Source organism: Actinomadura xylanilytica (genome assembly GCF_030283145.1).
Lineage (GTDB): Bacteria > Actinomycetota > Actinomycetes > Streptosporangiales > Streptosporangiaceae > Spirillospora > Spirillospora xylanilytica.
Window position 1 is genome coordinate 913,781 of sequence record NZ_JASNWE010000001.1, and the last position, 15,391, is coordinate 929,171.

At 72.9% G+C, this 15,391-nt stretch carries 16 protein-coding genes; 5 read left to right on the forward strand and 11 right to left on the reverse strand.

What is annotated here, in order from left to right; all coding sequences use genetic code 11:
* Positions 1-156: 156 nt before the first annotated feature.
* Both leuA and ddaH read right to left on the reverse strand, forming a co-directional pair.
* On the reverse strand, positions 157-1,863 hold the full coding sequence (gene leuA, locus QP090_RS04320) for a 2-isopropylmalate synthase (protein WP_285937135.1): 1,707 nt from the start codon (positions 1,861-1,863) through the stop codon (positions 157-159).
* Between the two features lie 312 nt (positions 1,864-2,175).
* Positions 2,176-2,970 carry a dimethylargininase gene (gene ddaH / locus QP090_RS04325; RefSeq protein WP_285937136.1) on the reverse strand — a complete coding sequence of 265 codons (795 nt, stop codon included), beginning with the start codon at positions 2,968-2,970 and terminating at the stop codon, positions 2,176-2,178.
* Between the two features lie 213 nt (positions 2,971-3,183).
* On the opposite strand from ddaH, the gene QP090_RS04330 reads away from it, so the two are divergent.
* On the forward strand, positions 3,184-3,993 hold the full coding sequence (locus QP090_RS04330; protein WP_285937137.1) for a hypothetical protein: 810 nt from the start codon (positions 3,184-3,186) through the stop codon (positions 3,991-3,993).
* A gap of 7 nt (positions 3,994-4,000) precedes the next feature.
* Here QP090_RS04330 and era read toward each other — a convergent pair whose 3' ends face one another.
* Complete coding sequence (era, locus tag QP090_RS04335) at positions 4,001-4,936, reverse strand: GTPase Era (RefSeq protein ID WP_285937138.1); 936 nt, start codon at positions 4,934-4,936, stop codon at positions 4,001-4,003.
* 301 nt (positions 4,937-5,237) lie between these two features.
* Here era and QP090_RS04340 point away from each other — a divergent pair, with 301 nt between their 5' ends.
* Positions 5,238-5,573, forward strand: coding sequence for a cytidine/deoxycytidylate deaminase family protein (locus QP090_RS04340; RefSeq protein ID WP_285937139.1), 336 nt, complete (start codon positions 5,238-5,240; stop codon positions 5,571-5,573).
* Positions 5,574-5,616: 43 nt separating this feature from the next.
* Here QP090_RS04340 and QP090_RS04345 read toward each other — a convergent pair whose 3' ends face one another.
* The 5 genes from QP090_RS04345 to QP090_RS04365 all read right to left on the reverse strand — a co-directional run bounded on the left by QP090_RS04345 (position 5,617) and on the right by QP090_RS04365 (position 9,809).
* The gene (locus QP090_RS04345) at positions 5,617-6,318 is read right to left on the reverse strand and encodes a hypothetical protein (protein WP_285937140.1); all 702 of its coding nucleotides are present in this window, start codon (positions 6,316-6,318) and stop codon (positions 5,617-5,619) included.
* A 75-nt stretch (positions 6,319-6,393) separates the two neighbouring features.
* Complete coding sequence (locus QP090_RS04350) at positions 6,394-7,758, reverse strand: hemolysin family protein (protein ID WP_285937141.1); 1,365 nt, start codon at positions 7,756-7,758, stop codon at positions 6,394-6,396.
* On the reverse strand, positions 7,755-8,225 hold the full coding sequence (ybeY, locus tag QP090_RS04355) for an rRNA maturation RNase YbeY (RefSeq protein WP_285937142.1): 471 nt from the start codon (positions 8,223-8,225) through the stop codon (positions 7,755-7,757). Before ybeY ends, QP090_RS04350 begins: the two co-directional genes overlap by 4 nt.
* On the reverse strand, positions 8,226-9,281 hold the full coding sequence (locus tag QP090_RS04360) for a PhoH family protein (RefSeq protein ID WP_285937144.1): 1,056 nt from the start codon (positions 9,279-9,281) through the stop codon (positions 8,226-8,228).
* Between the two features lie 183 nt (positions 9,282-9,464).
* On the reverse strand, positions 9,465-9,809 hold the full coding sequence (locus tag QP090_RS04365; protein WP_285937145.1) for a histidine triad nucleotide-binding protein: 345 nt from the start codon (positions 9,807-9,809) through the stop codon (positions 9,465-9,467).
* Between the two features lie 344 nt (positions 9,810-10,153).
* On the opposite strand from QP090_RS04365, the gene QP090_RS04370 reads away from it, so the two are divergent.
* Together QP090_RS04370 and QP090_RS04375 are read left to right on the forward strand one after the other, a co-directional pair.
* Positions 10,154-10,696 (forward strand): SigE family RNA polymerase sigma factor, encoded by a 543-nt coding sequence (locus QP090_RS04370; protein WP_285938568.1) that lies wholly within the window; start codon positions 10,154-10,156, stop codon positions 10,694-10,696.
* A complete protein-coding gene (locus tag QP090_RS04375) occupies positions 10,693-11,382 on the forward strand; it encodes a hypothetical protein (RefSeq protein WP_285937147.1) in 690 nt (229 codons plus the stop codon). The genes QP090_RS04370 and QP090_RS04375 overlap by 4 nt, the downstream gene beginning before the upstream one ends.
* A gap of 18 nt (positions 11,383-11,400) precedes the next feature.
* Here QP090_RS04375 and QP090_RS04380 read toward each other — a convergent pair whose 3' ends face one another.
* The 3 genes from QP090_RS04380 to hrcA all read right to left on the reverse strand — a co-directional run bounded on the left by QP090_RS04380 (position 11,401) and on the right by hrcA (position 14,433).
* Positions 11,401-12,132: a 16S rRNA (uracil(1498)-N(3))-methyltransferase gene (locus tag QP090_RS04380; protein WP_285937148.1), complete on the reverse strand. Its 732-nt coding sequence runs from the start codon at positions 12,130-12,132 to the stop codon at positions 11,401-11,403.
* Between the two features lie 150 nt (positions 12,133-12,282).
* Entirely contained in the window at positions 12,283-13,419 is a 1,137-nt protein-coding gene (gene dnaJ, locus QP090_RS04385) for a molecular chaperone DnaJ (protein WP_285937149.1), read from the reverse strand.
* Positions 13,420-14,433, reverse strand: coding sequence for a heat-inducible transcriptional repressor HrcA (hrcA, locus tag QP090_RS04390; protein WP_285937150.1), 1,014 nt, complete (start codon positions 14,431-14,433; stop codon positions 13,420-13,422). It lies immediately after the preceding gene.
* 116 nt (positions 14,434-14,549) lie between these two features.
* Between hrcA and QP090_RS04395 the strand changes: the two genes are divergently transcribed.
* Complete coding sequence (locus tag QP090_RS04395) at positions 14,550-15,371, forward strand: DUF3097 domain-containing protein (RefSeq protein ID WP_285937152.1); 822 nt, start codon at positions 14,550-14,552, stop codon at positions 15,369-15,371.
* Positions 15,372-15,391: the final 20 nt, after the last annotated feature.

The window sequence follows — 15,391 nt, forward strand, 5'->3', positions numbered from 1 at the left end:
CGAGCAGCGGTCACCCGGATGGTTCACACCACGGTGACCGGGTCGATCGTCTTCGCGGCGTCGGAAGACACGGTCGGGACCGCGGGCCGAGAGGTTCGGCTCAGGACCCGCGGGTCGGTCGGCCTCGGGGCGTGGGCCGGGAGACTCCGATCGGGCTCAGGCGACGCGGGCCACGCGGTTCACCGCGGAGAGCATCGCCTTGAGGGAGGCGGTGACGATGTTGCCGTCGATGCCCGCGCCCCAGACCGAGATGCCGTTCACGTCGCACTCGACGTAGGCCGCGGCGCGGGCGTCGCCGCCGGCGCTCATGGCGTGCTCGGCGTAGTCGAGCACCCGGACCTGGATGCCCACCGTGGCGAGCGCCGCCTCGAACGCCGAGACCGGGCCGTTGCCCACGCCGGCGATCTCGCGGATCTCCCCGTCGATCCGGACGTCGCAGCTCAGCGCGTCCTTCTCGTCCACCCGGGAGGTCGCGCGGTGCGCCAGCAGCCCGGCGCGGGGGCCGTTGGCCAGGAACTCGGCCTCGAAGATCTCCCACATCCGCTCGGGCGTGACCTCGCCGCCGGCGCTGTCGGTGTGCTCCTGCACCACCCGGGAGAACTCGATCTGGAGCCGGCGCGGCAGCTCCAGGGAGTGCTCGGTCTTCATCACGTAGGCGACGCCGCCCTTGCCGGACTGGCTGTTGACCCGGATGACCGCCTCGTAGGAGCGGCCGACGTCCTTGGGGTCGATCGGCAGGTACGGGACCTCCCAGTGGAACCGCTCCACGGGCACGCCGGCCTCGCGCGCGTCCCGCTCCAGGTGGTCGAAGCCCTTGTTGATCGCGTCCTGGTGCGAGCCGGAGAAGGCGGTGTAGACCAGGTCGCCGCCATAGGGGTGCCGCTCGTGCACCGGCAGCTGGTTGCAGTACTCGACCGTCCGGCGGACCTCGTCGATGTCGGAGAAGTCGATCTGCGGGTCGACGCCCTGGGTGAACAGGTTCAGGCCCAGGGTGACCAGGCAGACGTTCCCGGTGCGCTCGCCGTTGCCGAACAGGCAGCCCTCGATCCGGTCGGCGCCCGCCATGTAGCCGAGCTCGGCGGCGGCGACCCCGGTGCCGCGGTCGTTGTGCGGGTGCAGCGACAGGATGACCGAGTCCCGGTAGGCCAGGTTGCGGTGCATCCACTCGATCTGGTCGGCGTACACGTTCGGGGTGGCCATCTCGACCGTGGCCGGCAGGTTGAGGATGACCTTCCGGTCGGGCGTCGGCCGCCACACGTCGTTGACGGCGTTGCAGACCTCGACGGCGTAGTCCAGCTCGGTGCCGGTGAACGACTCGGGCGAGTACTGGAAGTAGATCTCGGTGTCGCCCATGTCCTCGGCCAGCTTGGCGCACAGCTTGGCGCCCTCGACCGCGATCGCGGTGATGCCGTCGCGGTCCTGCCCGAAGACGACGCGCCGCTGGAGCGTGCTGGTGGAGTTGTACAGGTGCACGATGGCCTGCTTGGCGCCGCGCACCGACTCGAAGGTCCGCTCGATCAGCTCGGGCCGGGCCTGGGTCAGCACCTGGATCACCACGTCATCGGGGACCAGGCCCTCTTCGATGATCTGCCGGACGAAGTCGAAGTCGGTCTGGCTGGCCGCCGGGAAGCCGACCTCGATCTCCTTGTAGCCCATCCCGACCAGGAGCTGGAACATCCGCAGCTTGCGCTGCGGGTCCATCGGATCGATCAGCGCCTGGTTGCCGTCCCGCAGGTCCACCGCGCACCAGCGCGGGGCCTCGGTGATCACGGCGTCCGGCCAGGTGCGGTCGGCCAGCTTGACGGGTGCGAACGGGCTGTAGCGCTCGAAGGGCATGCCCGAGGTCTGCTGTTGCGGATACATCCGGTGGTTTCCCTCTGCTCGATCCTCCGGCCGACGCTCACGGCGTTGTCCCGCAGCGAGGGAGCCGACCTGTTACAGGCCCCCGCTGCGGCCACTAAGGAGGAGCAGCTCACGCAACACGCCTACCAAACTAACAGACGCCATCCGAGCTACGGAAACCGCGTCCCGCATGCTGAGACTCGTGGCCACTCACCCGTCCCATCAACACCCCTGGACCCCCAGGTCATTCCCCTGATCGCGAGGGCGAGCGGGTGCGGAGCCCCGGCGCCGGCCAGGGCCCGACGATCAACGCGGCCGCACCCGCGCGCCGGATCAGGGGACCAGCACCGAGAGGCAGGTGACGCAGCCCTCCAGCGCCTCGAACTCGCTGATGTCCACGCTCGTCACCCGCAGCCCGTCGGCCGCGAGCCGCCGCGCGGTGCGCGGCGCCGAGGCCGACAGCAGCACGTGGTCGGGCCCGAGCACCACTACGTGCGCGCCCGCTGGCTCGGGTGCGACCCGCAGCCCCGGCAGCGCGGACGTGTCGACCAGCTCGGGGACCCCGATCAGCGTCCCGTCCGGCAGTGCGGTCACCGCCGACTTCAGGTGCAGGCAGCCGCGGGTGCCGACCGGCACGACGCGCCGTCCGCCCAGCAGGGTCGCGAGCTGGCAGATCCCGTCGGCGTTGGTACGGGCTCCGTGCCCGACGTAGACGGTGTTCCCGGCCCGCAGCACGTCGCCGCCGTCGAGCGTCCCGGGCGTCTCGATCCGCGCGACCCGCAACCCGAGATCGCGCACCGCGCGCTCCACCCCCGCCACCTCGCCCCGGCGGCCGGCCTCACCGGACCGCGCGAGCACGGCCAGATCGCCGCACACCACCACGGTGTCCTCCACGAACACCCCGTCCGGCGACGGGCTGTCGGGCACCGCGCGGACCCGCCAGCCGGCGGACCGCAGCGCAGTGACGTATGCCCGGTGCTGCCGCGCGGCCAGCCCGGTGTCGACCGGACGGCGCTCGACGTGCGTGACGATCCCCTCGGCCAGGCGCGGCGCGGGGGCGCGGACCAGCGCCGTCCCGGCGTTCCGTAGGGTGCACATGATCTCGCTCCGCTCGGCGGGTGCGGGCATCGGCCGTCCTCCCTTCGACGAGTGCAGCACTCCGGCCGGCCTCGGGTCAGCGCACCGCCGAATCGGTGATGAGGCTCACAGCGGACACCGACACCCTCAAAAACCACGACACCGGACTCCGTCCATCAAAGCGGGCGTCGTTCCGCACCATCGACCAGCGCGCCCCGCCGTGGCCGCCCCGGCGAACCGGACGCGCCCCTCTACGCTGGATCCATGACTGGTGACCTCGGTTCCGTAGGTGAGGGTGCCCACCCGGAGCCGGCCCCGGTGGGCCCGCGTCCCGACTTCCTTCCGCACGTCGACCGGCACCCGCCGCCGCCCGCGTTCGCCCTGGCGGCCGTCCCGGAGCCGCGGCGCCGGGGCACCGGCTGGAGCATCGCGCTGATCGCGGCGGCGGCGGTCCAGCTCGTGTCGGCGTTCCTGCCGTGGGCGCAGGCCCTGGTGGTCGTCGACCTGTTCGGCCGTCCCCTCAGCCGCAACCTCGGCACCGTCGCCGGGATCGACGCCGACGACCTGGTGATCAGCGTGCCCGTGCTGGCGCTGGTGACCATCGCGATGACCTTCTGGGGCTTCGCCGACCCGCGCATCACCGCGCTCGGCGCCATCACCGGCACGCTGACGCTGCTGGCCTGCGGCCTGTTCGTGCTGCGCCTCGGCGACGTCCGCGACCACATGCCGGACGAGGGACTGGGCGTCGGCTACCAGATCGGCCTGCGGTACGGCTGGTACGTGGCGGTGGCGACGTCCCTGCTCGTCATCGGCTTGAGCCTGGCGCACCCCGTCACCAGCCGCCTGACCCGCCGCGGCGTCCCGGCGACGTCCCCCTACCTCGCGCCCCGTCCCGAGGCCGAGCCTGAGGGTCCTCCGGCCGAGCGGCCCGTCCCGGACGAGGCGCCCGCCGCGTCCGATCGCCCGTCCGGCGAGGCCGAGCCCGAACCGGCGCCGCCCTCGGCCGAGGGCGGGAGCCGGACCGGCGAGGAGGGCCGGTCGCAGCCCGAAGGCTGGACGCCGCCCGACGCCTGAGGCGGGATCAGTCGTAGAAGCCGAGGCGGCGGAGCTGCTTGGGGTCGCGCTGCCAGTCCTTGAGGACCTTGATCCGCAGGTCGAGGAAGACCTTGGTGCCGAGCAGGGCCTCGATCTGCTGCCGGGCGCGGGTGCCGACGTCGCGGAGCCGGGCGCCCTTGGTGCCGATGACGATGGCCTTCTGGCTGGGCCGTTCGACGAAGAGGTGGGCGTAGACGTCCATGAGGTCCTCGCGTCCCTCGCGGGGGGCCATCTCGTCGACCACGACGGCGATCGAGTGCGGCAGCTCGTCCCGGACGCCCTCCAGCGCCGCCTCGCGGATCAGCTCCGCCACCAGCGTCTGCTCGGGTTCGTCGGTGAGGTCGCCCTCGGGGTAGAGCGGCATGCCCTCGGGCAGGTGCGAGATCAGCAGGTCGCCGACGAGCCCGACCTGGAACCCGTCGCGCGCCGAGCAGGGCACGATGTCGGCGAACTCGCCCAGCCGGCCGACGGCCAGAAGCTGCTCGGCGACCTGCTCCGGGGGCGTGGTGTCGGTCTTGGTGACGATCGCGACGATCGGGGTCCCCTTGACCCCGGCGAGCTCGCGGGCGATGAACCGGTCGCCGGGCCCGACCGTCTGGTCGGCGGGGACGCAGAAGCCGATCGCGTCGACCTCGGTGAGGGTGGAGCGAACCAGGCTGTCGAGCCGCTCGCCGAGCAGCGTGCGGGGCTTGTGCAGGCCGGGGGTGTCGACGACGATCAGCTGGGCGTCGGGGCGGTGCACGATCCCGCGGATCGCCCGCCGGGTGGTCTGCGGCCGGCTGCTGGTGATCGCCACCTTGGTGCCGACCAGGGCGTTCATCAGGGTCGACTTGCCCACGTTGGGGCGTCCGATGAAGCAGGCGAACCCGGACCGGAAACCCTCGGGCGGTCGTTCGGTCGTCGTGTCTCCCAGCGCTGTCACCCCCCAATTGTCGCCTACCCGACCGATCACATCGGCCATCGGGCCAGCCGGACCGGAGCAGAGCGAGGACCGCCTGGCCCTTCGGCGGGGGTCTGGGGGTCGCCCCCAGGGAGAAACCGGCCAGCCGGACCGGAGCAGAGCGAGGACCGCCTGGCCCTTCGGCGGGGGTCTGGGGGTCGCCCCCAGGGAGAAACCGGCCAGCCGGACCGGAGCAGAGCAAGAACCCTGGCCCTTCGACGGGGGCCTGGGGGGCGCCCACCGCAGCGAAGCGAGGACCGCACGGGGGTTCTAGGCTGGGGGCGTGAGTGAGCTGAGCGGTGAGGACGAGAAGATCATTACGCTGGCGCGGTCCACGCGGGCGCGTACCGGGGCCGCCGAGGGGGCGGCCGTGCGGGACGAGACCGGGCGGACCTACTCGGCGACCAGCGTCGACCTGCCGTCGTTGAAGCTGACCGCCCTCCAGGTGGCGGTGGCCATGGCGGTGTCCAGTGGCGCCGAGGACCTGGAGGCCGCGGCCCTCGTCACGGGCGGTGACGGCGTCGCCGCGTCCGATGTGGCGGCCGTGCGCGACCTGGGTGCCAAGGCCCCGGTCTTCCTCGCCGCTCCCGACGGGACGCTCCGCTCGACCGTCGGCTGACCGCCGGACCCTCGCCGGGCCCGCCTGATCATGGCGCGCGGGGTCATGGCGCGCCGGCCTGTGGCGGGGTCGTCCCGCGCAGGGCGGCGAGCTTGGCGATGGCCTTCGCGGCGATCCCCTCGAAGCCGTGCGCGCCCCCGGCGCCGAGGGCGCCGGGCGCGGCGAGGACGAGCAGGTCGTCAGCCGTCCGCGCCATGATCATGTCGAGGGCGACCGGCTGCGGGCCCGGCCCGGACCAGTAGCGCACCGCGAACGCGTCGGGGACGGCCGCCGGACGCCGCAGCAGCGCCCGGCGCATGCCGATCCCCCGGTAGCCGAACGTGAACGTGAGCCGGGGGCAGCCCGCGACCGCCCTGCGGCCCCTGTCGACGGCCGCGGCGGCCTTCCCGGACGGCAGCCGGAACACGTGCTGGACCAGGGTCGCCTCGGGTTCCAGGCGGTAGAACGCGGCGTGCGCTTCGGGTGAGCCGCCGTCCCCGCCGAAGTCGCGGGCGCGGATGGCGCCGGTGATCCTCAGCAGGCGGGCGCAGTACGGGTCGTCCGGCCGGAGCCCGTCGAAAGGGTGCTGGTCTTCGGCGGGCAGGAACTCCGGCGGGACGTCGCGTCCGGTCAGGACGGCCGCCGCCAGGACCGCGGAACCCGCCCCTGTGCGCGGTGGGGCGCCGCCGCAGTCGGTGAGGGCCGGGCCGGCGACGCCCAGCGCCGCGCAGGCGGCGAACGCGACGTACCGGACGGTGCGCGGCATGAGATCCCCCCGAATCCCTCAACGCGCCAGAACGTTCCCGCCGGGTAATGAAATTAACCCTTCGCGCAAATGCGACTACCGGGCGTGCCCGGTGGCGCCGCGGCGTTCTCCGGAGGTGCGGTCCCCCGCCGCGCTCGCACCCGGCGGGCGCCCGCCGACCCGGCGCACCAGCACGGCGCCGATCCGGTTGCGGCGCCCGGCGATGCTCTCGGCCTTGAGCGACAGCCCCGGCGCGCCGTCCGCGCCGTCCGCGCCGACCTCGGCGGTGGAGCCCTCGATCGGCACCCGGCCGAGCGCGTGCGCCAGCAGCCCGCCCACGGTCTCGACCTCCTCGACATCGAGCTCGACGTCGAACAGCTCGGCCAGATCCTCCACCGGCAGCCGGGCGGTGACCCGGGCCGCGCCGTCCGGGAGCCACTCGACCCGCGGGGCCTCCACGTCGTACTCGTCGGCGATCTCTCCGACGATCTCCTCGAGGATGTCCTCGATGGTGACCAGCCCGGCGGTGCCGCCGTACTCGTCGATCACGATGGCCAGGTGGATCTGCCGGGCCTGCATCTCCCGCAGCAGCTCGTCGATCGGCTTGCTGTCGGGCACGTAGGTGGCCGGGCGCATCACCGACTCGACCGCCTCCACCGACTCGACCTCGCGGTGCTCGTGGCCGCGCCGGACGATGTCCTTGAGGTAGGCGATGCCGACCACGTCGTCCTCGTTCTCGCCGACCACCGGGATCCGCGAGAAGCCGCTGCGCAGGGCCAGCGACATGGCCTGCCGGAGCGTCTTACCGCGCTCGATGAACACGATGTCGGTGCGCGGCACCATCACCTCGCGGACGAGGGTGTCGCCCAGCTCGAACACCGAGTGGATCATCTGCCGCTCGTCCGGCTCGATCAGGCTGCGCTGCTCGGCGAGGTCGACCAGGTCGCGCAGCTCCGCCTCGGACGCGAACGGCCCCTCGCGGAACCCCCGGCCCGGCGTCAGCGCGTTGCCGAGCAGGATCAGCAGCCGGGGCAGCGGCCCGAACACCCGGGTCACCGGGTGGATCACCGCGGCGCCGGTCAGCGCGATCCGCTCGGCGTGCTGGAGGCCGAGGGTGCGGGGGCCGACCCCGATCGCGACGTAGCTGACCACGATCATCAGCACCGCGGCGACGACGTAGGCCCGCCAGGTCTCGTCCAGCCAGGAGATGCACAGATCGGCCACGATCACCGTGGCGACCAGCTCGCAGCCGATCCGCAGCAGCAGCACCATGTTGAGGTAGCGGGCCGGGTCGGCGACGACGTCGGCCAGCCGTCCGGCGCCGCGGCGCCCGTCGCGGACCAGCTCCTCCACCCGGACCCGCGACACCCGGGCCAGCGCGGTCTCGGTGCCGGCGAGCAGCCCGGCGAGGACGACCAGGCCCACCGCCAGGGCCGACAGCCATCCCTGAGCCGTGCTCATCGCCGGGCGGCGTGCCAGGAGTCGAGCAGCTCGGCCTGGAGGCCGAACATCTCCTTGTGCTCGTCGGGCTCGGCGTGGTCGTAGCCGAGCAGGTGCAGGATGCCGTGCGTGCAGAGCAGCTCGAGCTCGTCGCGGGTGCCGTGCCCCGCCGTCCGCGCCTGCCGCTCGGCGACCGCCGGGCACAGCACCACGTCGCCGAGCAGCCCAGGCTCGGCGTCGTCGTCGTCGGAGCCGCCCGGCATGTGGCCGGGCCGCAGCTCGTCCATCGGGAACGACAGCACGTCGGTCGGGCCCGGCTCGTCCATCCACTTCTCGTGCAGCTCGGTCATCGCGTCCTCGTCGACCAGCAGCACCGACAGCTCGGCCAGCGGGTGCACGCGCAGCCCGTCCAGCACGTGCCGGGCCAGGTCGCCGAGCCGCTTCTCCTCGACCGTGACCCCGGACTCGTTCAACACTTCGATGCTCATCTAACGCCCCCGCTTGCGGGACGCGCCGCGTCCCGCCGCCCCCTGCTCGATGCCCGCCACCTGCGACTCGTCGAACCGGCTGTAGGCGTCGACGATGTCGGTCACCAGCTTGTGCCGGACGACGTCGCGGCTGTTCAGCCGGCAGAAGTGGATGTCCTCGACGCCCTCCAGGATGTCCTGGACGACCCGCAGCCCGCTCTTGTTCCCGCTGGGCAGGTCGACCTGGGTGACGTCGCCGGTCACCACCACCTTGGAGCCGAAGCCGAGCCGGGTGAGGAACATCTTCATCTGCTCGGGCGAGGTGTTCTGCGCCTCGTCGAGGATGATGAACGAGTCGTTAAGGGTGCGCCCCCGCATGTAGGCCAGCGGCGCCACCTCGATGGTGCCGGCCGCCATCAGCCGCGGGATCGAGTCGGGGTCGACCATGTCGTGCAGCGCGTCGTACAGCGGGCGCAGGTAGGGGTCGATCTTCTCGTAGAGCGTGCCGGGCAGGAAGCCGAGCCGCTCGCCGGCCTCGACCGCCGGCCGGGTCAGGATGATGCGGTTGACCTTCTTGTCCTGGAGCGCCCGGACCGCCTTGGCCATGGCCAGGTAGGTCTTGCCGGTGCCGGCCGGGCCGATGCCGAACACGATCGTGTGCTTGTCGATCGCGTCGACGTACCGCTTCTGGTTGACCGTCTTCGGGCGGATCGTCCGGCCCCGTCCGGACAGCACGTCGAGGGTCAGCACCTCGGCCGGGCTCTCGCCGTCCCCGCCGCGCAGCATCGCCAGGCTCCGCTCGACCGCGTCGGGGGTGAGCTGGGTGCCGCTCCTGAGCAGGTCGACCAGCTCGGTGAAGAGCCGGGAGATCAGCTCGGACTCGGCCTCGGGGCCGGTCACGGTGATCTCGTTGCCGCGCACGTGGATGTCGCTGCGGAAGGCGTGCTCGATGACGTGCAGCAACTCATCCCGGGAGCCGAGGAGGCTCACCATCGAATGGTCGTCGGGCACCACGATCTTCATCTGGGCGCGCGGGCCACCCGGTCCGCCGCGCTTCGCCTGGGTTGATTCGACCATCAGCGGGCCTTGCGGCCTCTCCGACCTGCCTTCTGTGTGCTCCGGGTGTCCAGCCTCCGTCACATCCATGGTACTGGGCGCCCACGGCGGCACGCCGCCGCATTTCCGCCCGCCCGCCCCGGCCGCCGCCCGCGAAACGGCGGGCGGCCCCAGGGCCGGTGCGGGCGCCCGGTGCGGTGCGGGTCAGCCGGGCGGCCAGTTGAGGCCGCGCCCGGCGAGCACGTGCGCGTGCACGTGGAGCACCGTCTGGCCGGCCTGCGGGCCGGTGTTGAACACCACCCGGTAGCCCGGCTCGGCCGCCCCCTCGTCCGCCGCGACCTGGTGGGCCTCCCCGAGCACCTCGGCCAGCAGCCCGGCGTCGGTGGCGGCGAGCTCCGCGACGGACGGGTGGTGCTCCTTGGGGATGACCAGCACGTGCGTGGGGGCCTGCGGGTTGATGTCGCGGAACGCGAGGACGCGTTCGGTCTCCCGGACGACCTTGGCCGGCACGTCCCCGGAAACGATCTTGCAGAACAGGCAGTCCGTCATCGCTCTCCTCCCAGCGGCCGTGACCGCTCCGGAATCCTATCGAGACCTGGGCGGGACGCGGCCCGCCACGGCCGTGCCGCGGGCCCGAAATCGCTTGATCAACATCCGCTGGATACGCCTCGTCCCGCCCGCTCACTGGCTATGGTTGGCAACTCAGGCGTTCCCCCCGGCCCGTACAGGACGCGCGCCTCGCCTCGGCCGTCGGGGTTCGCCCCTTCGCGCCGCGCCGAAGGCACCGTCCGTCCGGACGGCTGGGGGGCGGCAAAGGCGGCGGACAGGTGACCGAGGCAAGACAGAAGATGCCCTTTCGTAAACCCGACGACGGGGGCGCGCGTCCCACTGATGTGACCGAGACCCTCGTGGCCAGGGGCGCGGCGGGCGCGGTGGCCGTCGCCTGGGACGCCGATCAGGCCGTGACCGCGCTCTACAGCGCCAACTACCGTTCGCTCGTGCGGCTCGCGGCGATGCTCGTCCGCGACTCCGGGACGGCCGAGGAGGTCGTCCAGGACGCGTTCGTGGCGATGCACGGCGGCTGGCGGCGGCTGCGCGACCCCGACAAGGCCCTGTCCTACCTGCGCCAGTCGGTGGTCAACCGCTCCCGGTCGGTGCTGCGGCACCGGGCCGTGGTCGAGAAGTACGCCCCCAAGGGCCTGCCCGACGCGCCCAGCGCCGAGGCCGGGGCCATCGGGGAACTGGAGCGGTCCGCGGTGATCGACGCGCTCGCGGGGCTCCCCGGCCGGCAGCGCGAGGCGCTCGTCCTGCGCTACTACGCCGATCTGTCCGAAGCGGAGATCGCCAACGCGATGGGCATCTCCCGCGGTGCCGTCAAGAGCCACACGGCACGCGGCATGACCGCGCTACGCAACGTCCTGGAGCAGTTCTCATGACCACCCACCCCGACGACGAGCACAGCGAGATCCTGCGCCGTGCCCTGCACGCGGAGGCGGACGAGGTCATCCCCGCGGGCGACGGCCTGGAACGCATCCGGGCCCGCATCGAGCAGAGCGAGCGGCGCCGGGTCGCCCGCTACTGGCTCACCCCCGGCTGGACGCGCCCGGTGCTGGCCGTCGCCGCCGCCGTGGCCATCGCCGGCATCGGCGTGTCCGCGCCGCAGACGATCAGCCTCATCCAGCAGTCGGTGGGCAACAACGGCCCGTCCGGCAAGAGCCACGACGACTCCACCGACGCCGACCGCACCGCCACCACGAGCGGGCCGGACGGTCAGCCGGTCCCCGCGTCCCCGGGCGAGCCCGGGTCCGGCACCCCGAGCGAGCCGCCGTCGTCGGAGCCGGCGACCGCGCCGGGATCGCCGCTGTGCGCCTCCTCGCCCGCCGCCGCGGGGGCGGGCGCCTCGCCGGGCCGCTCGGCCCCGATCCGGGAGCCGGGCGAAGGCGACACGGCCGCCGGCAAGCCCTGCGGGACCGGGCAGACCCCGCCGACGACGCCCTTGCCGTCGCCGACCACGACGACGCCGAAGCCGACCGACCCGGACCCGCCCACCGAGCCGCCGACGGAGGAGCCGCCGACCGAGACCCCGTCGGCCTCCGAGTCCAGCAGCGCGTCCAGCCCGTGACCCCGCCCCGGCGGGGTGTCACCAGCGGCCGGTGGCCGCCAGCAGGACCGACGCGGCGGCCACGCCCGCGGTCGAGGTGCGCAGCACCGTCGGGCCGAGCCGGGTGGCCCGGCCACCGGACGCGGCGAAACGGTCCAGCTCCTCGTCGGTGATGCCGCCCTCGGGGCCCACGACGAGCACGATCTCACCCGTGGCCGGGGGCTCGACGGCGCTGAGCGGCGCGTCGGCCTCCTCATGCAGGATCAGCGCGAGGGACGCGGCGGCGATCCGGCCGGCCACCGCGGGCGTGGCGGCCAGGTCGGCGACCTCGGGCAGCCGGGTGCGGCGGGCTTGCTTGGCCGCCTCGCGGGCGGTGTTGCGCCAGCGCGCGAGGGCCTTGTCGCGGCGTTCGGGCCGCCACTGCGTCACGCAGCGGGACGCGGCCCACGGCACGATCTCGTCGACGCCGACCTCGGTCATGGTCTCGACGGCCAGCTCACCCCGGTCGCCCTTCGGGAGGGCCTGGACGACCACCAGGCGCGGCTCCGGGGGCGGCTGGTGATGCCGGGCCAGCACGTCCAGCGTCAGGGCCGCGCGGCCCGTCTCGACGACGACGCACTCGGCCAGCAGCCCGGCCCCGTCGGTGAGGTCGACGCGCTCGCCCGAGCGCAGCCGCCGCACGGTGGCGGCGTGCCGCCCCTCGGCGCCGCCGAGGACGACGCGGTCGCCCTCCAGCTGGCCGCCGTCTGCGAGGAACACCGGCGGACTCATCGACCCCCCACGGACGGAACCGAGCCCCTTGAGCGGAGCCCGGAGCGGAAGCCCCCGGAACGGAATCCCTGAACGGCGGTCCCGTCGGGGCCTCCGTCACGGCGGGGGATCGCCGTGGCGGCCTTCCTGATAGGCCGCCACGGTGACTCTTCAGTGCTGGTTGAACACGTCCCAGATGCGGGACAGCTTGCCGCGCTGGCCCGGCGCGAACTTGCCCGGGGGCCGCTCCTCACCGCGCAGCTTGGCCAGTCGCCGCAGCAGATCCTCCTGCTCCTCGTCGAGCCGGTGCGGCGTCTCCACGTTCACGTGGATCATCAGGTCGCCGCGACCGCTCTCGTTGAGGTGCCGGACGCCCCGGCCGTACATCGTGATGACCTGGCCGGACTGCGTGCCGGGCTTGATGTCGATGCCCTCGGGGCCGTCGAGGCTCTCGATGGTGACGTTGGTGCCGAGCGCGGCGGCGGTCATCGGGATCTGCACGGTGCAGTGCAGGTCGTCGCCCTCCCGCTCGAAGATCGGGTGCGGCTTCTCGGCGATCTCCAGAAACAGGTCGCCGGGCGGGCCGCCGCCGGGGCCGATCTCGCCCTCGCCCGCGAGCTGGATGTGGATGCCGTTCTCCACCCCGGCGGGGATCTTGACCTTGACCGTCCGGCGGGTGCGGACCCGGCCGTCGCCCGAGCACTCGGGGCAGGGGTTGCGGATCACCGAGCCGAACCCGCCGCACTGCGGGCACGGGCGCGCGGTCATGACCTGGCCGAGGAACGAGCGCTGCACCTGCTGCACCTCGCCCCGCCCGTGGCAGGTGTCGCAGGTGTCGGGGTGAGTGCCCGGCGCGCAGCCGCTGCCCTCGCAGCTCGTGCAGGCGACCGCGGTGTCGATGGACAGCTCGCGGGTGGTACCGAACGCCGTCTCCTGGAGGTCGAGCTCGACCCGCAGGGTGGCGTTGCGCCCGCGCCGCGCCCGGGACCGGGGGCCGCGCGAGGCCGAGGTGCCGAAGAACGCGTCCATGATGTCGCTGAACGGGAACCCGGCCCCGGCGAAGCCGCCCGCGCCCCCACCCCCGCCGCCGGACGCGAACGGGTCGGCGCCGAGGTCGTACATCTCGCGCTTGCGGGGGTCGGAGAGCACCTCGTACGCCTGGGTGATCTCTTTGAACTTCTCCTGGGTCTCCGGGTCCGGGTTGACGTCCGGGTGGAGTTCGCGCGCGAGCCGGCGGTAGGCCTTCTTGACCTCGTCGGCGCCGGCGTCGCGCCGGACGCCGAGGGTCGCGTAGTAGTCGTTGGCCACTTACGACCCCGCCAGGATCTGTCCGACGTAGCGTGCCACTGCCCGTACCGCTCCCATCGTGCTGGGGTAATCCATGCGTGTCGGCCCGAGCACACCGAGCCGGGCCAGGGTGAGGTCGCCGACGCCGTAGTCGGCGGCGACGACCGAGGTCGACCGGAGTCCCTCATCGGGGTTCTCGGTACCGATCCGAACCGTAACTGTAGAGGAGTCGCCGGTCTCACCGAGCAGCCGCATCAGCACCACCTGTTCCTCCAGGGCCTCCAGCACGCCGCGCAGGCTCAGGGAGAAGTCCATCGCGGCCAGGTTGGCCGCGCCGGCGAAAACGATCTTCTCTTCGTGCTTCTCGACGAGCGTCTCCAGCAGCACCGACAGCACCGCCGCGGCGAGCGGGCGCTCGTCCGCACCGACCTGGTCGGGCAGGTCGGCGACCGCGACCGGGACCTCGCCCAGCCCGCATCCGTCGAGGCATGTGTTGAGCAACGCCCGCAGGTGCCCGATCGATTCCTCGGAGACCGTGCCGTGGGTCTCGATGACCCGCTGCTCGACCCGCCCGGTGTTGGTGATCAGGACCAGCAGGAGCCGTTCGGAGGCGACCGGGACCAGCTCGACATGCCGCACCGACGAGCGGGTCAGCGACGGGTACTGCACCACGGCGACCTGCCGGGTGAGCTGGGCGAGCAGCCGGACGGTGCGGCCGACGACGTCGTCGAGGTCGTAGGCGCCGCTCAGGAACGTCTCGATCGCGCGGCGCTCGGCGCCGGAGAGCGGCTTGATGTTGGACAGCCGGTCGACGAACAGCCGGTAGCCCTTGTCGGTAGGGACGCGGCCGGCGCTGGTGTGCGGCTGGGCGATGTAGCCCTGCTCCTCCAGCACCGCCATGTCGTTGCGGATCGTCGCCGACGACACGCCGAGATTGTGCCGGTCCACCAAGGCCTTGGAGCCCACCGGCTCGTTGGTGGAGACGAAGTCCTCGACAATGGCGCGCAGGACCGCGAGTTTCCGGTCGTCGAGCACGTGGTCACCTCCCTGCCCCCGTACTGGCACTCCGTACTTCCGAGTGCCAAGTGTACGGCCAGGCGGGGGCACTCCGGGGGTGCCGGACGGCCTCGCTCTCGTTAGAGTGCCCAACCGTGCGGAGCAAGGACTACGGTGACGACATTCTGGCGGGAGACTGGCGACTACCCCGCAAAGGCCAGATACCGGAGATCCCGGCCGAACCCGGCCTGGTGGCGGAGGACCCCGGAAGCGGCTTCTGCGGCGCGGTCGTCGGCTGCGACAAGTTCGGGGTCACGCTGGAGGACCGGTTCCGCAAGCGCCGGGTCTTCCCGCTCGACAAGTCGGGCTTCCTGATCGACGGACGGCCCGTCACGCTGGTCCGGCCGGACGCGGCCCCGCGCGCGCCCGCCCGCTCGGCCTCCGGGTCGATCGCGGTGCGCGGCCTGCGCGCCCAGGTGGCCAAGGAGAGCCGCATCTACGTGGAGGGCGTCCACGACGCCGAGCTGGTCGAGAAGATCTGGGGCCACGACCTGCGGGTCGAGGGCGTCGTCGTGGAGTACCTGGAGGGCGTGGACGACCTCCCCGCGATCGTCGAGGAGTTCGGCCCCGGCGAGGGCAGGCGCCTCGGCGTGCTGGTCGACCACCTGGTGGAGGGCTCCAAGGAGAGCCGGATCGCCGCGCAGGTCTCGTCCCCCCACGTGCTGATCACCGGCCACCCGTTCATCGACATCTGGGAGGCGGTCAAGCCCGCCGCCGTCGCGATTCCCGCCTGGCCGCGGGTCCCGCGCGGCGTATCGTGGAAGGAGGGTGTGCTCACCGCGCTGGGTTGGGGAGACAACGTGGGCGCCGCCTGGAAGCGGATCCTCGGGTCCGTCGACTCCTTCACCGACCTGGAGCCGGCCCTGCTCGGCCGCGTCGAGGAACTGATCGACTTCGTGACCGTCCCCGATCCCTAGATCCCCGCCGCCGCCCTGGA